Source organism: Streptomyces sp. NPDC002577, from assembly GCF_053594815.1.
The window spans coordinates 202560-222371 of sequence record NZ_JBSFWK010000008.1; the positions used below are offsets into that span (position 1 = coordinate 202560).

16 protein-coding genes and 1 pseudogene are annotated in these 19812 nt (G+C 70.4%); 7 read left to right on the forward strand and 10 right to left on the reverse strand.

Features of this window, described 5'->3' with window-relative positions; translation table 11 throughout:
• Positions 1-5 precede the first annotated feature (5 nt).
• Both eno and ACWD4J_RS14585 read right to left on the reverse strand, forming a co-directional pair.
• Complete coding sequence (eno, locus tag ACWD4J_RS14580; RefSeq protein ID WP_451395700.1) at positions 6-1316, reverse strand: phosphopyruvate hydratase; 1311 nt, start codon at positions 1314-1316, stop codon at positions 6-8.
• Positions 1317-1991: 675 nt separating this feature from the next.
• Complete coding sequence (locus ACWD4J_RS14585) at positions 1992-3023, reverse strand: LacI family DNA-binding transcriptional regulator (RefSeq protein WP_451395701.1); 1032 nt, start codon at positions 3021-3023, stop codon at positions 1992-1994.
• A 187-nt stretch (positions 3024-3210) separates the two neighbouring features.
• On the opposite strand from ACWD4J_RS14585, the gene ACWD4J_RS14590 reads away from it, so the two are divergent.
• Entirely contained in the window at positions 3211-3990 is a 780-nt protein-coding gene (locus ACWD4J_RS14590; protein WP_451395702.1) for a fumarylacetoacetate hydrolase family protein, read from the forward strand.
• Positions 3991-4121: 131 nt separating this feature from the next.
• Here ACWD4J_RS14590 and ACWD4J_RS14595 read toward each other — a convergent pair whose 3' ends face one another.
• Positions 4122-5390, reverse strand: a complete 1269-nt coding sequence (locus ACWD4J_RS14595; protein ID WP_451395703.1) for an MFS transporter — start codon at positions 5388-5390, stop codon at positions 4122-4124.
• Between the two features lie 818 nt (positions 5391-6208).
• Here ACWD4J_RS14595 and ACWD4J_RS14600 point away from each other — a divergent pair.
• The 5 genes and pseudogenes from ACWD4J_RS14600 to ACWD4J_RS14620 all read left to right on the forward strand — a co-directional run bounded on the left by ACWD4J_RS14600 (position 6209) and on the right by ACWD4J_RS14620 (position 9775).
• Positions 6209-7243, forward strand: coding sequence for a C-terminal binding protein (locus ACWD4J_RS14600; RefSeq protein ID WP_451395704.1), 1035 nt, complete (start codon positions 6209-6211; stop codon positions 7241-7243).
• Positions 7240-8292, forward strand: a complete 1053-nt coding sequence (locus tag ACWD4J_RS14605) for a phosphotransferase family protein (protein WP_451395705.1) — start codon at positions 7240-7242, stop codon at positions 8290-8292. Before ACWD4J_RS14600 ends, ACWD4J_RS14605 begins: the two co-directional genes overlap by 4 nt.
• A 139-nt stretch (positions 8293-8431) precedes the next feature.
• On the forward strand, positions 8432-8968 hold the full coding sequence (locus ACWD4J_RS14610; RefSeq protein ID WP_451395706.1) for a cupin domain-containing protein: 537 nt from the start codon (positions 8432-8434) through the stop codon (positions 8966-8968).
• A gap of 493 nt (positions 8969-9461) precedes the next feature.
• Positions 9462-9644 (forward strand): annotated as a pseudogene (locus ACWD4J_RS14615) (alpha/beta hydrolase); the annotation flags it as partial.
• A gap of 8 nt (positions 9645-9652) precedes the next feature.
• Positions 9653-9775: a hypothetical protein gene (locus tag ACWD4J_RS14620; RefSeq protein WP_451395707.1), complete on the forward strand. Its 123-nt coding sequence runs from the start codon at positions 9653-9655 to the stop codon at positions 9773-9775.
• 82 nt (positions 9776-9857) lie between these two features.
• Here ACWD4J_RS14620 and ACWD4J_RS14625 read toward each other — a convergent pair whose 3' ends face one another.
• From ACWD4J_RS14625 to ACWD4J_RS14635, 3 genes are all read right to left on the reverse strand, one after another.
• The gene (locus ACWD4J_RS14625; protein WP_451395708.1) at positions 9858-10664 is read right to left on the reverse strand and encodes a thioesterase family protein; all 807 of its coding nucleotides are present in this window, start codon (positions 10662-10664) and stop codon (positions 9858-9860) included.
• 139 nt (positions 10665-10803) lie between these two features.
• The gene (locus ACWD4J_RS14630) at positions 10804-11133 is read right to left on the reverse strand and encodes a branched-chain amino acid transporter permease (RefSeq protein WP_451395709.1); all 330 of its coding nucleotides are present in this window, start codon (positions 11131-11133) and stop codon (positions 10804-10806) included.
• Entirely contained in the window at positions 11126-11869 is a 744-nt protein-coding gene (locus tag ACWD4J_RS14635) for an AzlC family ABC transporter permease (protein ID WP_451395710.1), read from the reverse strand. The genes ACWD4J_RS14630 and ACWD4J_RS14635 overlap by 8 nt, the downstream gene beginning before the upstream one ends.
• An 80-nt stretch (positions 11870-11949) precedes the next feature.
• On the opposite strand from ACWD4J_RS14635, the gene ACWD4J_RS14640 reads away from it, so the two are divergent.
• Positions 11950-12390 (forward strand): Lrp/AsnC family transcriptional regulator, encoded by a 441-nt coding sequence (locus ACWD4J_RS14640; protein WP_451395711.1) that lies wholly within the window; start codon positions 11950-11952, stop codon positions 12388-12390.
• A 32-nt stretch (positions 12391-12422) separates the two neighbouring features.
• Here the strand turns inward: ACWD4J_RS14640 and ACWD4J_RS14645 are convergent, their stop codons facing one another.
• From ACWD4J_RS14645 to ACWD4J_RS14660, 4 genes are all read right to left on the reverse strand, one after another.
• Positions 12423-13595: a substrate-binding domain-containing protein gene (locus ACWD4J_RS14645; protein ID WP_451395764.1), complete on the reverse strand. Its 1173-nt coding sequence runs from the start codon at positions 13593-13595 to the stop codon at positions 12423-12425.
• 59 nt (positions 13596-13654) lie between these two features.
• Positions 13655-14740, reverse strand: coding sequence for an ABC transporter permease (locus tag ACWD4J_RS14650; protein ID WP_451395712.1), 1086 nt, complete (start codon positions 14738-14740; stop codon positions 13655-13657).
• Positions 14737-16353 carry a sugar ABC transporter ATP-binding protein gene (locus ACWD4J_RS14655; RefSeq protein WP_451395713.1) on the reverse strand — a complete coding sequence of 539 codons (1617 nt, stop codon included), beginning with the start codon at positions 16351-16353 and terminating at the stop codon, positions 14737-14739. Before ACWD4J_RS14655 ends, ACWD4J_RS14650 begins: the two co-directional genes overlap by 4 nt.
• A 235-nt stretch (positions 16354-16588) precedes the next feature.
• Positions 16589-19657, reverse strand: coding sequence for a SpoIIE family protein phosphatase (locus ACWD4J_RS14660; protein ID WP_451395714.1), 3069 nt, complete (start codon positions 19655-19657; stop codon positions 16589-16591).
• Positions 19658-19812: the final 155 nt, after the last annotated feature.

A 19812-nucleotide genomic window follows, 5' to 3' on the forward strand; every position in this document is an offset into this window, starting at 1 on the left:
CCGTTTTACGGCTCGGTCGTGGACGGCCCGGCTCCGGCGAATGTGAAGGCGGACCATCCGCTGAATTCCGCGGATTCACCGAGGGACTCCTCGATACGAAGAACCTCGTTCCACTTGGCCATTCGCTCGGAGCGCGTGAACGAGCCCACTTTCAGCTGGCCCGCGTCCCAGCCGACGCTCAGGTGCGCGATGGTCACGTCCTCGGTCTCGCCGGACCGGGCCGAGACGATGGTGCCGAAACCGGCTTCTTTCCCGGCACGCAGCGCCTGGAAGGCCTCCGTGACCGTGCCGGCCTGGTTCGGCTTTATGAGGACGGCGTTCGCCGCCCCGTTGGTGGCCGCGGTCTCCACCCGCTTGGCGTTCGTGACCAGGTAGTCGTCGCCGATCACCTGGCATCGGTGGCCGTGGCGCCGGGTGAACTCCACCATGCCTTCGTGGTCGTCCTCGCCCACCGGGTCCTCGACCGAGAGGATCGGATACTGCTCGATCCAGCTGCCCAGCATGTCGATCAGGGCTTCCGTGTCCAGCGTGCGCTCGTCCAGGGCCAGCGTGTACCGCCCGCCGCTGCCGAACTGCGAGGCCGCGACGTCCAGCGAGATGCCGACCTGGGACGAGGGCGCGAAGCCCGCGGTCTCGATCGCCAGGGTCAGCGTCTCCAGCGCCTCCTCGTTGGAGTCGAACGCCGGCCAGAAGCCGCCCTCGTCGGCCACGCCCTGGGCCTTGCCCGCCTTGCGCATCAGGCTTCCGGCCGCCCGGTAGATCTCCGCCGTCCAGTCCAGGGCCTCGGAGAAACTCCCTGCCGCGGGGCAGACGACCATGAAATCCTGCACGTCGACGCGGCGATCGGCGTGGGCGCCGCCGCCGAAGATCTGGATCTCCGGCAGCGGGATGCGGACCGGCCGTCCGCCTGCCAGGTGCCGCCACAGGGGTACGCCCGCCGACGCGGCGGTTGCGTGCAGGACAGCCATGGACGTGGCCACGATCGCGTTGCCGCCGAGACGGCTGCGGTCGGGCGTTCCGTCGAGGTCCACCAGCAGGCGGTCGATCGCCTCCTGATCGGTCGCGTCGCGGTTCAGGAGAGCGGGCGCGATCTCGTGGTTCACCGAGCCCACCGCGCGGTGGACGTCGAGTCCGCCGAAGCGGCTGCCGCCGTCGCGCAGGTCGAGTGCTTCGCCCTGGCCCGTCGAGGCCCCCGCCGGTGCGATGGCCCGCCCGATCGTTCCGTCCGCGAGGTGAGCTTCCACCTCGACGGTCGGCCGGCCGCGTGAGTCCCACACCCTGCGGCCGTACAGCTGGGCGATCCGCGTGTCTGTCATTGCGGTGCAACCTTTCGGAGTCGGGACGATCGAGGTGGTGAGCGGGGGTCCGCGCTCGTGCCCGTCAGGGCGGGACGGGGGTCTCCGCAGCCGCAGGCATACGGAGGGTCCTCGTCGGCGAACCGGTGCGACGGACCTTGCGCGGCGGCACCCGGATCGGTGCGGGGGCGCTGCGCGCGAGCGAAGGGTGGTGCGGCTCTCTTCGGTGTCGTCGGCGGGGCCTGTGTCGTTGTCAGCACCGACGCGAGAGTCCGTGCGCGGAGGGCGATCACGAGGTCAAGCTACGGCCACTGTCCTATGCTATCGATAGCGCAATCGTGCGAAGTTTTGGTGGTCGTGTCAAGAGTCGGGTGATGGGTTCCATCTCGTGGGTACGCCGTTCCGTCAGTCCTGTTGGGTCTTTCGCTGGAGTGGTGCTATCGTTAGCATGCTCCGTAGTCTTCCATGGTGCTCCGTGGTGCTCCGGCAAGGACTCCGGCGGACCCGCTCTTCCTGGACGGACGGACAGCACAGGCAGGCGCGGGTCCGCCGGGCCGGATCGCGACAGACGTGAAGCCGGGCCTGCTACGGCACCCGAGGCATCTGCAGCGCTGGTGAACGGCGCCGAGAACACGAAGGTGCCCGGCGCGCATCGCTCCGGGCACCTTCGTGTCTGCGGGTGAGTCCACCCAGGGCTCAGCGGGACCGGGACGAGGCCGTTCCAGTAGGGGCCGCAGTGCTGCCGCGCAGGATCAGAGATCCCGGGGAGACCGACGTGTACGGGCTGTCGTTGCTCGCCTTGGTCTTGAGCCGGCGCATCAGCCACAGCGCGCAGCCGGTCGCCATCTCCTGGATCGGCAGGCCGATGGTGGTGAGCCCGGGGCCCCACCAGGAGAAGCCGGGCTCGTCCCCGAACCCGACCACGGACAGTTCGCCGGGCACCTTCACACTCTGTTCGGACAACTCCTCCAGGACGCCCAGGGTGAGCTGGATCGATCCCAGCACGAGCGCGGTGGGCGCGTCCGGTCCCTGCAGCAGCCGGCGCACGGCCTGGCGGCCGTGGTCCACGGACGACGGCGGCCCCAGCTCCGTGCGCCCGGCGTCGTCCGGCAGGCCGCCCTCGCGCAGGGCGGTGCGGAAGCCGCGCAGACGCTCCGCGCCCGTGGGCAGCTCCTCGGGACCGCCCATGTACGCGATGCGGGTGTGGCCCTGGGTCACCAGGTGGGCCGTGGCCTGACGCAGCGCCTCGTGGTCGTCGACGCCGAACCACTGGGAGCCCAGTGACGGGTGGCGGCGCAGCAACTGCAGGTGCGCCACGGCGCGCAGGAGCTTGACCGACTCGCTGTGCGGACGCGCGGTGGGCACGATGATGATGCCCGCCACGCGGTTCGCGGACAGCTCCCGCAGATGGCGCAGCTCCACCATTCGGTCGTCGTCGGTCTCCGAGAGCATCAGCTGGAAGCCCTCGGCCTCCATGTTCTTGGACAGCTCGTGCGCGATGGTCGAGTAGAAGCTGTTGCGGATGTCCGGGATCACCAGCGCGACCACATTGCTGGACGCGCCGCGCATCATCCGGGCCGCGCGGTTGCCGACGTACCCCATCTCGGAAGCGGCCTGCCGGACCCGGAACTTGGTCTCCTCGCTGATCCGCGCATCGTCGGCGAGCGCCCTGCCGACCGTCGAGACGGAGATCCCGAGGCGTTCGGCGATGTCCCTGGTCGTGATCACGTGAGGGGTCCCCTTCGAGTGACTGGTCCCGTGCCCGTTACTTTCCGTATGCCAACGATAGCACTCGCGTCGCGCTCCGTGGTCGGAGAGATGGGAAGCCGAGGCTGACCGCCACTGTCGTGCTAACGTTAGCACTGACTGGATGGGCCATGCAGCCGCCCGTGGCTGCCTAGGTGTGGAGGTTCCCGTGCGGATCGTCAGGTATGCCGTCGGCGGTGTGCGCCACTACGGAGAACTCGAAGCCGGTGACGCCGGAATCGCGAGATTCGAAGGTGATCCCTACATCGGGCTGACCCCCACTGGGTGCATCGACGAAGTCGGCGACGTGGTCATTCTGCCGCCGCTCGACCGACCCCGGATCTTCGGATTCGCCTACAACTATGCCGCGCACGTCGACGAGACCGACCGCGACGTTCCTGACGTTCCCGTGTGCTTCATGAAGCCGAGCACGGCGGTTGTCGGGCCGGGCGACGCCATCGTCTATCCGGCGGATGGTGAACTGATCCATTTCGAGGGCGAGTTGGTCGTCGTCATCGGAAAGGAAGCCCGCCATGTGAAGCCCTCCGAAGCCCATGAGTACGTCCTCGGCTATACGTGTGGCAATGACGTCAGCGACCGCATCGTCCAGCGCAAGGAAAGCAAATTCGGGACGCTGCTGATAGGGAAGGGGCAGGACACATTCGCGCCCCTCGGGCCGGTCATCGCCACCGGACTCGACCCCTCGGGGCTGTCGCTGACGACCCGGGTGAACGGCACCGTGATGCAGTCGGCGAGCACGGCCGACCTGCTGCTCGGCGTTCCCGACATCGTCAGTTACCTCAGCCGCTATCTGACGCTGCTGCCCGGAGACGCGATCATGACCGGCACGCCGTCCGGAGTCGGACCGATCCGCCCCGGAGACGAGGTCGAGGTGGAGATCGAGGGCATCGGCGTCCTGCGCAACCCGGTCGTGGCCGAGAGCCGTTGACCTCGGAGATCCCCGGGCGGCCGCGCGCCCCGGGCCTGCCACCGATCGCCGGTGGCAGGCCCGGGGCGCGTCGCTGGCATGTCCCCTGGAACGGCCCGTGGTCTTCTTCGTACAGCACTTCCCGCGGAGGTTTAGCGGACCGCGTTGTTGAACCGCGCGGGACGGACGAAGGTCAGGGCGGCGACGCCCACCAGCGGCAGGAGCGTGACCTGCAGCAGCCCTGCCCGGCTCCAGCCGAAGGAGTCCACCAGGGCGGCGAAGAGCAGGCCCGAGAACGCTGCCGTTCCGTAGTAGCTGGTGACGAAGAGACCGGAGGCGCGTCCGATCTGTTCCGGGCGGACGGCCCGCTGTATCGCACTGTTGGTGTTGGGGTAGATGAAGCCCAGCCCGAAGGCGCCCATGAGGAAGGCGAACACGCACTGCACGCCGACTCCCGCATGCGTCTCGTAGATGCACACGCCGATGGCGGAGACGGCCAGCAGGCTCAGGATCAGCAGGTTGCGCTGGTTCACGCGGTCGCCGAGCCAGCCGCCGAGAACGGCCGTCATGCCGCCGAAACCGAGGAGGCTCATGGCCAGCGCGGCCTGCTCGGCGCTGTAGTGCAGCGAGGTGATGAGGTACGTCGGGTAGAGGCCGAGGAACCCGTAGATGGCCACACCGCTGACGACCGAGTGGACCGCCAACGCGAGGGTGTTGCGGTTGTAGGCGGAGGCGGGCATGTACTCGTAGCTCTTGACCGAGACGACCTTCTCGGCGGAGTGCTCGGTCAGACCGGCCTTCACGAGAAACAGCGAGGCGGCGGCTATCAGCAGCCCGGCCGTACCGAACAGGTAGAAGGGCGAGCGCCAGGTGCCGTGCATGCTCATGAGCCGGACGCCGATCAGCGGGGCGATGAACACGCCGATGGAGTAGCCCACGCCGATGGTGCCGAAGGCGAGGCCTCGCCGTCGGGCGAAGAAGGCGCCGAGTGCGGCGAAGATGGCGGCGGACTGCATGCCCTCGCCGAAGCCGGAGACGACGCGGTACACCGTCATGTCGGCGAAACCGGTCGCCAGCGGTGTGGCCATCGTGCCGAGGGAGTAGATGACGATGCTGACCAGGAGCACGGTCTTGCGGCGGAAACGGTCCAGGAGATAGCCCGCGGGCAGGCCGGCCAGGGCCATGCCGAGGGTGAAGTTCGTCGCCAGCAGTCCGCCCTGATCCAGCGAGAACCCGTACTCCTGACGGATGTTGGGCAGCAGCGGAGGGAAGACCTGGCGGTCCATGGCGTTGACCATGTAGGAGAGGACCACCAGCAGGAAGCCCACTGCGATCGTGGCCCGGGAAATGGGCGCGCGGTGGCTTTCCTGAGTGTCGTCGGCGGGCGCTGCGTTGGTATCGAGTTGCGCTGCGTGCGTCATTGCGGCTCCTGAGGGGGAATGGGCCACGGCGGCAGGCCGCGGCGGATCCAACGCCCGTACGGGGCCGCACGGGCGACAAGGAAGAGAAGCGATGAGAACCACGAAGAGAAGCGGTGAGCTGAACGACTAAGAGAAGCCGTGAGCTGAACACGGACTCGATCGAGTCGGCGACGGCGAGGCGGGCGCCGACTGACGGAAATGGGGCGACGGGCTTCCGCACGGTCGGACGCAGCATGCGGAATTCAGCCGTATATCGCCTGTCGGGGACATCCGTGGCTATGACGTCTTCGACGGCCGGGCCCGGTGCGGACCTGTATCTGCCACAGGGTCGGCGTTGGCAGAAACCATGAGGGGAAGTCCCCTGCGCGTCAAGATGTGAACGGCGGATTTCTTTGGCGCGTCTCGTATTCCCCGTGGTGACGGGGTTTCTTTGCTCTCGACGAGCCCTGCCTCGGGGTGCCGGCGATCAGGGTGTGTGTCGCACTCTTGACGTGTCGAAGACCCTGAATGCTATCGTTAGCATCATGTGGCTGTGACACAGTGAAACGACGTGTCCCGACATCCCGTGACCCGTCCCAGGGAGGTACGGCGGCGTCTCCACCGACCACAAGTCGGCGAGCGCCGGCGCCCATCCGAGCCCAGTGACCCGACCCTCTCCCCTCTCCACCCCGCCCATGGCGGCCGACGGCCTCATCGGACATGCCGTCAGCCGCCCTTCCGGGTGACGATCAGACCTGCTGACCGGATGTGACCGGGCGGGACGCCAGGCCGGCCGCATCGACCGCATCGGCCGCACGATTCTGCGAGGACGACCTGCCATGACACCATCGAGCCGCCCAGGCACCGTGCTGCTCACCGACTACGCCTGGCCCGACGACTCCGTCGAGCGATCGGTCATCGAGGGCGCGGGCCACACCCTGGTGACCGGCCCCGCCGCGCCCGCCTCCGCCGAGGCGATCGAGAAGCTGGTCGCCGAGCATCGGCCCGCCGGGATCCTGACCTGCTGGGCGCCCGTCTCGGCCACCGCGATCGGCACGTCGCCGGATCTGCGGATCGTGGCCAGGCTCGGCGTCGGCCTGGACAACATCGCCGTGGACGCCGCGACCGAGCGCGGCGTGTGGGTCACCAACGTGCCGGACTACTGCGTCGAGGAGGTCTCCGACCACGCCGTCGGCATGGTGCTGGCCTGGACCCGCGGCCTGGCCGTGTTCGACCGGGAGGTCCGTGCGGGCCGCTGGGACCCCGCGAGCGCCCGGCTGCGCCGGCTGGCGACACTGACCTGCGGCGTCGTGGGATACGGGCGCATCGGACGGGCCACCGTGCGCAAGCTCGGCGCGTTCGGCTGCCGGATCCTCGCCCACGACCCGCACCCGCCGAAGGACGCGCCCGGAGTGGAGATGGTGAGCCTGGAGGAGCTGCTGCGCCGCAGCGACGTGGTGATCCTCCATGTGCCGCTCACACCCGGCACGCACCACCTCGTCGGCGCCGGGCAGTTGGGGCTGATGAAGCCGGGCGGCCTGCTGGTCAACGTCAGCCGTGGCGGTCTGGTGGACACCGACGCGGTCGTCAAGGCGCTGGACAGCGGGCAGTTGGACTCGGCCGCCCTCGACGTACTGGAGAGCGAACCCCACGTCCCCGCGGGACTGCTGGACCAGCCGGGCGCGCTGCTCACCCCGCATGTCGCCTTCTCCTCCGACGCCTCGGTCACCGAACTGCGCCGCCGTGCCGCCGAGGAGGTCGTACGGACACTGGCGGGCCACGCGCCGGCCCACGCCTGCAACAACCCTGGCGGCAGCACCAGCGGTAGTGACAGTGGCAACGGCCCGACCGCCGGCTCGGGCGACCGGCGATGAGCGCGACCTCCGCGCAGGCGGGCCCGGACCTCGCGCTGCCCGACTTCCTGATCGCCCACAAGCTTGCACGCCCCGGCGAGGCAGCGCGCTGGACGCCGCTGGCCGGCGGCGTCTCGTCCGACCTGTGGCGTGTCGACCTGCCGGGACGCTCCCTCTGCGTCAAACGCGCCCTGGCCAGGCTCAAGGTCGCGGCGGACTGGCAGGCGCCGGTGTCGCGCAACGCCTACGAATGGGCGTGGATGCGGTTCGCGTCCCGCCACCGCCCCGACAGCGTGCCCGAACTGCTGGCCCACGACCCCGAAGCCGGCCTCTTCGCGATGGCCTACCTGCCCCCAGAGCGCTACCCCATATGGAAGGCGCAACTGCTGCGCGGCGAGGTGCGGGTGGCGACCGCGGCGGCCGTCGGAGAGGTGCTCGGCACCCTGCACGCGGCGAGCGCGGGCGACGCCGCCCTCGCCGCGGAGTTCGCCACCGACGGCAACTTCCACGCGCTGCGCATCGAGCCGTACCTGCTGGCCACCGCTGCCGCGCACCCCGGCCTGAGCGACATCCTCCGGGGCCTCGCCGACCGCACGGCCACCACGCATCTGGCCCTGGTGCACGGCGACGTCAGTCCCAAGAACATCCTCGTCGGCCCGTCCGGGCCCGTGCTGCTGGACGCCGAGTGCGCCTGGTACGGAGACCCGGCCTTCGACCTGGCCTTCTGCGTCAACCATCTGCTCCTCAAGAGCCTGGTGGTGCCCGGCTGCCGAGCCGAACTCCTGCGGTCCGCCCGCGTACTGGCCGCGGAATACGCCCGGTGCGTCGACTGGGAGCCCCTGCCCGCCCTCGAGGTGCGGGCCGCGTCACTGCTGCCGGCGCTGCTGCTCGCGCGCGTGGACGGCAAGTCCCCGGTGGAGTACCTCACGGACGACCGGCACCGGCTGCTCGTACGTACGGTGGCATCGGCCCTGCTCCGGGCACCTGCCCCGACGCCGGCGGACGTCCTGGACGCCTGGGCGGCCGCGCTCGAGGCCCCGACGGAGTCCGGCAGCGTCCGGCCTGATTGACGCCACCGATGCGACGGGACCTCATCGATGCGATGGGTCCCCACCGTGTCGACAGGCCCCATCGTCACGACAGGCCCCACCGATACGACGGGTCCCCACCGATACGACAGGTTCCGAGGATCCGACCGAGGAGAGAAGCATGCGCAGAGTCGTCACAGGCCACGACGAGAACGGAAAGTCGGTCGTCATCAGCGACGGTCCCATCCCGCGCAGCCGGGAGTTCACCAGCCTGCCGGGCTGGGTGTCCTGCCTGCCGTGGGCCACCGAGCCCGGCGAACCGGTCAGCCGGACCGGGGAGGACCCCACCCCGAAGGTCACCAGCCTGCTCCCGGCGCCCGGCGGCACCCGGTTCATCGTCCTGACCTTCCCGCCGGACACCGCGATGGCCGACCCGGAGTTCGACCCCGTCGCCTTCGACCAGGAGCAGCGGGCCGACTCGCCCGGCATCGCGGACCTCATGGAACCCGACGGCATGCACACGACACCGACCGTGGACTACGGCATCGTGCTGCAGGGCGAGATCGTCCTCGAACTCGACGACGGCCACTGCACCCGCCTCTCGGCCGGGGACATAGTGATCCAGAACGGCACCCGCCACGGTTGGCGCAACCGCAGCGACCGCCCGGTCACGATGGCCTTCGTCCTCGTCGGCGCAGAGCGCGACCGGGACGAGTGACGGGACCGAACCCGGCCCCACCCCACACCAAGTCCCCTCTTCCGTAGCCGGACAGGGCTCACTGATGTCTCTCGTGCGTAGGCTCGCCGGTTGTCCGTGTGGCAGACCCGGTCCGGCCGGGCGGCGGGTGCGGACCAGCCGGGACGAGGGCCGGTGGCGAGCCGTCGGCAGCGGCATATTGTGCAGGGCGGACAAGTCCCATCCCGGGTACGTCCACATGGCCTGCGTCCACGACGTGGCGACCGGGGACTTGCCGGCCGCCGTGAGCAGCATGGCCACACATGGCGTGGCTGTCGGAGACCCTCACCCTGGTCCCCCTGCGACCGCGCCTGGAGCGCCGGCTCGTCCGCCGCGATTCCTCGAACTCGTCCCGCAGTGCTTTCGGGGCGCCGGAACCACAGTTGGTCCACGGAAAAAGGCGTTGGGCGGGGTGACGCTCGGACTGTAGCCTCCCGGAGACCGTGACATCGCGCGAGGAGGTGAGACCCATGAACAGTGGGACGACGAGCACATCCCGCGCGAGTCTGGTGTGGCGCTGTTCGACGCCTTCGCCTCGCAGGAGAAGACGCTGCACGCCAACGCGGGCAGGCACAAAGAACTGCCTAGGTTCGAGGCCGACAGCGCGGTCCGGTTCTTCTCCCGGCATCTCGGCCGGGCCGTCATGTCAACGGCCTGACCTGAGGGGTGTCGGCGTCCGGCCACCAGCCGGGCGCCGACACCGCTGCCCACGGACACGAGTTCAGCGCGGACGACCTCGCCGAGCTGGACGAGATCTCTCCCCCGCTGCCGCCCATCGCGCTCTTCTGACGGCGAGCCGTGCTCGGGCCGCTCTGAGCCGGCTCGGGCCGGAACGCCGCGCCTGGTCGGCGATGTTGTGGCTGTCCGGGCGTCATGCCCCCGGCAGGGGGCGGACGGTGAGGATCTGCTGAGCGTGTCCGACCGGGCCGGCGACGTCGTGCAGGACCGTGCTGGTGAGGCCCTGACCGGAGGGGCCGAAGGTGACCGTCGTGTCCAGCCCCGTCCATGCGCCGCGCGGTTGGCGGTGCAGGTGGACGGTCAGATCGACGTTGGGGAACATCCACGCGGTGGGCGGCTGCCGGACGGCGATGCCGTTGGCGGTGTCGACGAGGGCGAGATACGACGCGAGCGGGCTGACGGGAACGCCGGCGACCAGATCGAGTGGCGTGGAGACCCAGGTGGTCGTACGGCCCGGTCGGGGCGGTGCGGTCGGGCGGACGTCCAGGGAGGCGATGTAGCCGCCGGGCCAGACGTCGGACATCGGCCACGGGGCGAGTGACTCGGGCGGGGTGAGGCGGTCGTCGGGGCCGCCCGCGACCGCGGTGGTGTCGACATCGGCGAGGAACCAGGCGCGGGCCCGGACGACCGGGCGGCCGGCGATCCGTACGACCGCTTCGAGGAGCTCGATGGTCCGGCCGGGGCGGATGGTCTCCACGTGGATCTCGCACTCGTCGAGGGCGAGGCGGCCGAGGATGTCGTAGCTGATCCGGGAGAGAACCAGGCCGTGGTCCGGGCCTGCTGCCCGGTGGCGGTCCATGGCGTGGACGACGAGCCCGCCCAGCGGGCTGAAGTGCTGCTCGTCCGGGTCCCAGGCCCCGCCCGCATGTGTCGTCGGCTGGTAGCGGTGGTCGTCGATGGGCTCGAAGTAACTGCCCCGGGGCGCGGTGGAGGTGGGCAAGGTTCGTCTCTCCTTAGGTGCAACGGGCGTCGATGGGCAGCCAGAGCCGTCGTCACGTCAGCCGCTCAGAACGCTACCGACATCCGCGCGTCTCGCCGCGTGAGAAAGTGCACACTGCAAGTACTGCGTCGGTAAGGCGTCATGCGCAGACGTTGAGCAGGACGACGTACACGACCGTGCCGGCGCCCACGCTGAGGATGGTGCGGCGGCCGAAGGCCAGATGGACGCCGATGGTGACGGCGACGGCGAGCAGTGCGTACCAGGTGCCGGGCGGGTCGGTCGTGATCGTGCCGTGCAGGGCGGTCACGGCGAGGATGGCGAGAATGCCGACGGGCATCCACACCGCCAGCCGCTGCACGATCGCCGAGTCGCGAAGCCGTCCGAGCACGGCGAAGGGGACGGCGCGCAGGGCGAGCGTGATGGTGAAGACGATCGCCAGGACGGCGAGCAGGTACGGGGTGCTAGGCACCGGCGGCCTCCTGGACTGTACGGCGGGTGGTGACGGCGTGGCGGACCAGGAGCAGGCCGACGAACAGCAGCAGTGCGGTGAACATCGCCATGCCGGGGGTGAGGACGAGGGCGACGGTGACGCTCGCGCCCGCGAGCAGCAGGGACGGCAGCTCCTTGCGGGAGTGGAACGCGTCCAGGGTGAGCACGGTGAACAGGGCGCACAGGGCGAATTCCAGGCCCTTGACCGGCGCGGGCAGCGCCGCGCCCAGGGCGACGCCGACCAGCCCGCCGCCGACCCAGTACGTCTCGCAGGCGATCTGCATGGCCAGCAGCCGGGGGGCCGAGCGCTCGTGCTCGGGAAGGGAGGCGTTGACGGCGTACGCCTCGTCGATCATCGCGTAGACGGCGTACGCCTTGGCCACCGGGTGCTTGACCAGGTGGAGCGGGAAGGAGAAGGCGTAGAAGACATGGCGGAAGTTGACCACGAGGACGGTCAGGGCGACCGCGGCGAGCGGCGTGACGGTGGCCATCATGCCCACCAGCAGCAGCTCCAGGGAGCCGGCGAAAGCGGCCAGGGACAGGGCGGGGGCGAGCCACCAGGGCAGTCCGGCCTGGATGATCAGCAGGCCGAGGGCGATGCCCAGCGGGAAGATGCCCAGGCCGGCTGAGAAGGAGTCGCGGACGCCCTGGGCGATCTGCGGCCGGCGAGTGGCCGGTGCCGGAGCGGCCGAGCGGGGGAGTACCTCTTGTTGCACGGGTCCATCGTCTCGTAGATGCCGTGACACGTGGTTGCGAATATTGCTCTAGCTGACCAATGCCGTGCAATATTCTCACTGTGGATGCGATCGACAAGGCAATCATTGCCGAGCTGGAGCGGGACGGGCGGCTGACCAACGTGGAGCTGGCCCAGCGGGTCGGGCTGACCACCGGGCCGTGTCTGCGCCGGGTGCAGCGGCTGGAGGCCGACGGCGTCATCCGGGGCTACCGGGCAGTGATCGACCCTGCCTCCGTGGGCCGTTCCTTCGAGGTCCTGATCGACCTCAGTCTCGAGGCGCAGGACGCGGAGACGGTCGCGTATTTCGAGGAGACGCTGGCGCAGGCCGAGGAAGTGCTGGAGTTGCGGAGGCTGTTCGGGAGCCCCGACTATTTCGTGCGCGTGGCCGTCGCGGATCTGCCCGCGTACGAGACGTTCCTCAGCCGACGGGTCATGACCATCCCCCGAATCAAGAACGTCACGTCGCATTTCACGATGAAGACCGTCAAGCCGGGCCTGTAGGGCTTGCGGCAGCATCCACGGCGCCCCCTCGACTACTTGCCCCAGATCCTCTGGTACGCCTCCCGGTAGCCCGACGGGTTCCACGTCGTCGCCCCCTTGCTGTTGGCGGCCGTGGCGATGTGGACGGGGGCGACGTAGCCGCTGGGGGGCCGGCCCGCGAACGCCCGGTTGAACTCGTCGATCATCTGCCAGCCCTGCTGGGACAGTGGTTCGGGAACGGTGGCGGACTGGTAGTGCCTGTTGTCGATGCGCTGGAAGGCGGACGGGTCGCCGTCGCCCGCGCCGATGTTGAAGGGCGGGCCTGCGCCTTTCTTCCCGGCCGCGCGGAGGGCGGGGGCCGCGTCGGCGAAGTACAGGTCGTTGATGGCCACGGAGTACGTCCACTTGTCCTGGAAGCGGGAGACGAGGGAGGCGACCGCCTGGGGAGTGCGGGTGCTCGCGTCCGGGATCGGGATGTTCTCGTACGACAGGAGCTTTACGCCCGCGCAGGTGGCCAGTTGCTTTTTGATCAGCTCGGACTTGTTCTTGGCGAAGGGGATCGAGGCGTCGGTGAAGATCACGGTCCCGGCGTTGCCGTTGGACCGTGAGATGACCCAGTCCGCGCTGATCCTCGCCACGTCCTCGACCTTGGTGGTGACGTTGGTGAAGAGCTTGGGCTTCTCGCTCGGGCCGGGAGAGGCGACCGCGTGCCAGCCGACCAGTGGAATGCCCGCCGCATTCGCCTGCGCGACCTGCCGTGACGTCGAGTTGGGGTCGAAGCCGCCGATGACGATACCCGCGGGCTTGAGGGCCACGGCCTGGCTCATGGCCGCCTGGATGCCGGTGGGGGTGCCGCCGCCGTCGATCACCCTGACGTTCCAGCCGATGACTTTCGCGGCTTCCTGCACGCCGTCCGCGGCGCCCGCGACGCCGGGGTTGGTCATGGTCTGGGCGACGTAGACGATGGTCTTGCCGGGTACGGCCTCGGGGCCCGTGGTGGGGCCGTTCCAGGGGACGTCGGACTTCTCGGCCTGCTTGACGGCCGTCTCGGCCCTGGCGAAGGCGGCCGGGCAGCCGTTCGGGCTCTCGGCGGAGTCCCCGGGGCCGGTCGACGAGCCGTGCCGGCAGCCGGTGAGGGCAACAGCTGCCGCTATGAGAAGGATGGCGGCGGTACGGGCGGTACGAGCGGCCGGGGCGGTCCCGGCGGTCTTGCTGCGGGAGCCCACGGCGGCTTCCCGCGGGCGGCTGCGAGAGGCCGGCGGAGGTTTGAGCGGGGGTGCCGCAGTCATGGGGCGGCTCCTGGGCTGCCGTCCCGCTTCGGTGGGGATGCGCCGGTCGCCGCTGGTGGTTCTGGGGACGAGGTGGCGCCCGTGCGTAGTCGGCGGCGGGCCGAGTAGCCGGACAGGCCGACGGCGATGAGCAGGGTGGCGCCGTTGAACAGGGGGGTCGCCCAGAACTGGGCGCCGAGTTGGCCGATGCCGGCGAGGCCGATGGCGAGGACAGCGACGGCGACGACCGTCCCGATGGCGTTGGGCCGGCCGGGTCTGATCGCGGTGGATCCGAGCAGGGCGCCCACGAAGGCCGACAGCAGATAGTCGATGCCGACGCTCGGGTTGCCGATCTGCTGCTGAGCCGCGAGCAGGGCGCCGGCGAAGCCGACGATCAGTCCGGATGTGGCGAAGGCGTAGACGGAGTACTTGCGGGTGGGGATGCCGACGAGGTCGGCGGCGCGGGGGTTGGAGCCGATGACGTACAGGTACCGGCCGAGCGGCAGCCGCTCCAGCAGCAGCCAGAGGGCGGCGGTGAGGGCGAGTACGTAGAAGGCGGGTACCGGGAGGCCGAGGAACGTGGACTCGTAGATGTCGGTGAAAGCGGTAGGCAGTCCCTCGGGGCCGGGGACGATCCGGCCGCCTCCGGTGACCCAGCCGCTGATGGCGTACATCATGCTGCCGGTCCCGAGGGTGGCGATGAAGGAGTCGATCTGGCCGAACTCGACGACGACACCGTTGAGGACGCCGACCGCCGCCCCGCCGAGGACCACCGCGAGGCAGGCGAGCTGCCAGGGCCACCCGCCGTTGACCACGAGCTGCATCACCATGACGTGCGCCAGGCCGAGGCCGTATCCGATCGAGAGGTCGAACTTGCCGGTCGCGATGGGGACCATCGCACCGAGCGCGAGGAGGGCGGGGATCGACTGGTTGGACAGGATCGCAGAGATGTTCTCCAGGGTCGGGAAGGTCTGCGGCAGGGTGAGGGAGAAGACCAGGAAGAGCAGGGCCGCCAGGGCCACGAGGCCGTAGGCGCCGAGGAGGTGTCCGAGGTGTTCGCCGAGGCGGGCCGAGCGGGATCGGGGCGAGGGGGCGGTGGTCATGGGCTCGTCGCGGTTCCGGGCCCGGCACCGGGCGTGGTTCCGGGCCCGGTATCGGGCGTGGTTCCCGGCGCGGGCATGGCCGAGGCCGCCCGGGTGAGTTCGGCGACCGTGAGGGCGGCACCGGTCAGCTCGGCTGTCGGGGTCCCGCGGACGAATACCAGGGCGCGCCGGCACACGTCGACTACCTCCTCGAAGTCGGTGGAGATGAGCAGTACCGCGAGGCCCGCTGACAGCGCGTCGTCGAGCAGGCGGTAGAGCGCGGCCTTGGCCCCTACGTCCACGCCGGCGGTCGGCTCCTCGAGGACCAGCAGGCGCAGGCCCGGCCGGAGCCACCGGCCGACCATGATCTTCTGCTGGTTGCCGCCGGACAGGGTGGCGATCGGGGCCTCGCTGTCGCGCGGGCGCACCGCGAACCGTTCGAGCAGCGCGGTGGCCTCGGCGCGCTCGTGCCGCGGGCTGATCCAGCGCAGTGCCGGCAGGCCGCCCGCGCGGGGGTTGGCCAGGAGGTTCTCCCGTACGGTCAGTTCGGCGGCGCAGCCCTCCTCCTGTCTGTTGCCGGTCACGAAGCCGACACCGAGGCTGACGGCGGCGGCGACCGTACGAGGGCTGTACGGCCGGCCGGCGAGACGCACCCGGCCGGCGAGGATCGGCCGGGAGCCGGCGAGCGTGCGGCCCAGGTCCGTGTGGCCGGCGCCCGTGAGGCCCACCAGGCCGAGGACCTCCCCGGCGCGCAGTTCCAGGCTCACCGGCCCGGCCGCCGCGGTCCGGACACCGTCGAGGGTCAGTACGGCCGGGCCGCCGGCGGGGACGGTCGCGGGCCGGTAGCCGGTCGACTCCTGGCCCACGATGTCGTGCAGCAGACGGGTGGGGCTGTGGGCCGCCAGCGGGCCCTGGCTGACGAGGCGGCCGTCGCGCAGGACGGCGAACGTGTCGGCGACCTTGTACACCTCGTCCAGGCGGTGGGTGACGTAGAGGATGCCGTGCCCTCGGTCGCGCAGGGTGTGCAGTACGTCGAAGAGCCGGGCGCAGTCCGCGGCGGGCAGGCTCGCGGTCGGCTCGTCGAGGACGATGAGTTTCGCCCGTGTCGCCAGGGCGCGGGCGATGGCGACCAGCGAGCGTTCGGCGGGGGCGAGGTCGGCGATCCTGGCGTCGGCGTCGAGATGCCCGGCGACGATCCGCAGAGCCCCGGCGCAGCGCTCCCGGGTCCGCCCCCACGAGATCAGCCCGGCGCGGCGTGGATACCCCGTGGTCAGGGCGATGTTCTCGGCAACCGTCATCCAGTCCACAAGACCGAGGTCCTGATGGATGAAGGACATGCTGCGGGAGGCGGCGTCGGTCCCGAGCGGGTGCCCGGCCACCGTGACCTCTCCGTGGTCGGCGTGGTGGATGCCGGCGAGCACCTTGATGAGCGTGGACTTTCCGGCACCGTTGGGGCCGAGAAGGGCGAGGACGCTGCCGCCCCGGATGTCGAGGTCGACCCCGGCCAGCGCGCGAGTCCCGCCGAACCGCTTGCTGAGACCGCGTATACGGACCAGCAGGTCCGCACCGGGTTCCGGACCGAAGTGCGCGGGTGCCTCCGTGGAGGCGCCGGGAGGGTCGGGAGCGTCATGCACGGACTTCTCCGGGGGTAGGCCTGAAGAGCGTTCTTCCCGACTGCATCGGGGATTTTAGTGGGACCCTCTACCGCATTTCCGGCATGTCGCGGTCCTCTGTGACTCCAACGGGCCAGTTGATCTCTATCGATGACGGGAGTGGTCGGTGGTGGTGTGCAGCGGTGGGGTTGTATCGGTGGTGGGTTGCAGGCGACCGTCGGCTGACCGGTAGCCGGTCGTCGGTGGCGGCGGTCGGTCAGTGCACGTCGAATGCGTGATCGCCCAGTGCACCTCGTAGTGCGCACTCGGCCCAGATGACCTTGCCGTCCGGGGTGTAGCGCGTGCCCCAGCCCTGGGCCAGCTGTGCGACGAGGAACAGGCCGCGGCCGCCTTCGTCGGTGGCGGCCGCCCGGCGCATGTGCGGGGCGGTGCTGCTGGTGTCGGAGACCTCGCAGATCAGGGTGCGGTCGTGGATCAGTCGTACCTGGATGGGTCCGGCACCGTAGCGGACGGCGTTGGTCACCAGCTCGCTGAGCAGCAGTTCCGCGGTGAACGCGGCCTCGTCCAGGCCCCACTCGGTGAGCTGTTCGGCGGCCGCGGCGCGGACCTCGCGTACGCGGGCCGGGTCGGCGGGCAGGTTCCACGTGGCGATCCGGTGGGAGTCCAGGGCGTGGGTGCGCGCGACGAGCAGTGCGATGTCGTCGCCGGGGTGTGCGGGTGCCACGGCGTCCAGGACCGCCTGGCAGGTGTCCTCGGGCGAGCGGTCCGGGCAGCTCTCCAGGACTTCGCGCAGCAGGTCGAAGGCCGTGTCGAGATCGCGGTGGCGGTCCTCGACGAGCCCGTCGCTGTAGAGGACCAGCTGGCTGTGTTCGGGGACGTGGATCTCGGCGGTTTCGAAAGGGAGACCACCCAGTCCGAGAGGGGGGCCGGCGGGCAGATCGGGGAAGACCACGGTGCCGTCGGGGTGGAGGAGCGCGGGCGGGAGGTGGCCCGCGCGGGCCATGGTGCACTGCTGCGAGGCGGGGTCGTAGATGGCGTACAGGCACGTCGCGCCGATGACGCGGTCGTCCTCCTCGCCGCCCTCCTCCCGGTCGAGGCGCACCACGAGGTTGTCGAGGTGGGTGAGGACCTCGTCCGGGGTGAAGTCGAGTTCGGCGAAGTTGCGGGCGGCGGTACGCAGTCGCCCCATGGTGGCGGCGGAGTGCATTCCATGGCCGACGACATCGCCGACGACGAGTGCGATGCGGGCACCGGAGAGCGGGATGACGTCGTACCAGTCGCCGCCCACCCCGGACTCGGCCGGCAGATAGCGGTGGGCGACCTCGACGGCGTCCTGGTCGGGCATGCCGTGCGGGAGCAGGCTCCGCTGCAAAGCCAGGACCATCGTGTGTTCGCGGGTGTAGCGGCGGGCGTTGTCGATGCACAGGGCGGCACGGTTCGCGAGTTCCTGGGCCAGCGAACGGTCGTCGTCGCCGAAGGGGGCGGGGTCCTGCGAGCGGTAGAAGGTGGCGATCCCCAGGACCACGCCGCGGGCGAGCAGAGGCACGGCGACGAGCGAGTGCACGTGCTCGAGAAGCGTATCGGTGTGCTCGGGATCCTGGGCGAGCCAGCCGGCGGCAGCCTTGAGATCGGGTTCGAGCACCGCCTGCCGGCTGCTCAGGCACCGTGCCTGCGGTGCGGTCGGGCCGAAGTCGACCCGCTTGCCGACCGGCGAGAAGGGGAGGTCGTCGCGGATGCCGTGGACCACCGTACGGTGCAGGTCGGTGCGGGGGTCGGCGGCCTCGTCGCCGTGCAGCACGGCCTCGGGCAGGTCGATGGTGACGAAGTCGGCCAGCCGGGGGACGGCCGTCTCGGCGAGCTCCTGCGCGGTGCGGCGCACATCCAGGGTGGTGCCTATGCGGGTGCTGGCCTCGGACAGCAGTTCCAGGCGGCGGCGTGCGGCCAGGGCGTACTTGCCCACTTCGGGCTCGCCGACCATCACCAGGCCTGTGGAGACGCCGTCGGCGGTGCAGCCCCGCTCCTCTGCGGGCGTGCCGTCGGGGCTGCCGTCCGTGAACCTGCCGTCGGCGGTGTGTGAAGGGGCCCCGTAGGCCTTGCCCGTTGCCTGGCCAGTGGCAGCCTGGCGTGCGGCAGCAGCGCCCCGGCCGCCGGGCACGGCGCCGGGCATGTGCGCGGGCGTCGGGGGGACGGGGGCGAGGGGCGCGCGGACGGTGCCATGCTCGGCGGGGACGGTGAGCGGCTGGGCGACGGGGACGGTGGGGGTGTGCGCGGGGGAGGGGGTGGGGACCTGCTCTGTCTGGAACCTGAGGGGCTCGTGGGCCCGGTACGGCTGGTGCGGTACGGCGAGGTACTGCTGACGGGCGTCGCTGGGGACAACGGCCTCGACGGCGATGCCCTCCACACCGGACGGGCTCGTCATCAGACGGCTCACGAGAGTGACCCGCCGACCGTTGGACAGGGGCACCTCGACGGCGCCCCGCTGCGCCAGGGAGATCAGCTCGGCGGCCTTCTCCTGGAGGACCCTCTGATCCCTCCGGTCCAGGCTCCGGGCCAGTTCGTCCGCCCCGATGGTCTGGATGGTCTGCCCCTGAGCACTCCCGATCCCCTGAGTACTCCCGATTCCCTGGATACGCCCCATGCCCGGCGGTTCCCCGGTCCGCACGCGGCGTCCGGCATCGAGGTAGGCCTCCAGCAAGCCGCGCTCGCGGGCCGAGCTCTCCTCCAGCAGCCGTCGTTCGATGGCCGCGGCCGCCCTGCGTATGACGGCGTGCAGCCCGGGGTCCGCGGCGCTGCGCGGATAGCCGAAGCACAGGATGCCCTCGATGCGCCCGCTGAGCGGATCGCGGACGGGAAGGGCGGAGCAGGCGCTGCACTGACCGCGTTCGGAGAAGTGCTCGGCGCCGTAGACCTGAACATGGCGCCTTTCCGCGAGTGCGAGGCCGATGCCGTTGGTGCCGCCGAACTGCTCGGCGAACACGAATCCCGGGACGGTCTGGATCGCCGGGAGGGTTTGGGCCATGGACGACTCTCCGAAGCGGCGCTGAAGCACCGTCCCGGATCCGTCGGCGAGGGAGATGTTCATCTTGCTGCCCGCGAACCTGCGCTGCAGCCGGTCGAGCACAGGACGAGCCGCCCGCACGAGCCGCCCGTCCGAATCGAAATCCTGCCGAAACGGAAGATCGGACCGGTCCGGCGACAGGCCCAGAGAGCGGCAGCGCTCCCACGAATTCAGGATCTGGCCTCGCACCCCCGCTTCGACCGGCTCACCCTGCAGGAACCGCTCACGGAAACGCGCGGGCCCCGTGTCACCCACCGCACGCCCCATCTGGAGCGACTCCTCACCGGACCGGACCACGATTCGCCACCTACCCACCCTCGGAAAAGTCCGCTCTTCGACGATAACGCCGCATTAAGTGGGATAAGAGTAATAGCTCCCTTGATATTCCGGATGCGAGCCTGTATGCGGTCCAGGGGTCCAGG

Bases quoted from the DNA above. Each gene is read 5' to 3' on its own strand.
- eno (WP_451395700.1), bottom strand. From the start codon at position 1,316: ATGACAGACACGCGGATCGCCCAGCTGTACGGCCGCAGGGTGTGGGAC.
- ACWD4J_RS14595 (WP_451395703.1), bottom strand. From the start codon at position 5,390: ATGACGCACGCAGCGCAACTCGATACCAACGCAGCGCCCGCCGACGAC.
- ACWD4J_RS14600 (WP_451395704.1), top strand. From the start codon at position 6,209: ATGACACCATCGAGCCGCCCAGGCACCGTGCTGCTCACCGACTACGCC.
- ACWD4J_RS14605 (WP_451395705.1), top strand. From the start codon at position 7,240: ATGAGCGCGACCTCCGCGCAGGCGGGCCCGGACCTCGCGCTGCCCGAC.
- ACWD4J_RS14610 (WP_451395706.1), top strand. From the start codon at position 8,432: ATGCGCAGAGTCGTCACAGGCCACGACGAGAACGGAAAGTCGGTCGTC.
- ACWD4J_RS14650 (WP_451395712.1), bottom strand. From the start codon at position 14,740: ATGACCACCGCCCCCTCGCCCCGATCCCGCTCGGCCCGCCTCGGCGAA.
- ACWD4J_RS14660 (WP_451395714.1), bottom strand. From the start codon at position 19,657: ATGGGGCGTGCGGTGGGTGACACGGGGCCCGCGCGTTTCCGTGAGCGG.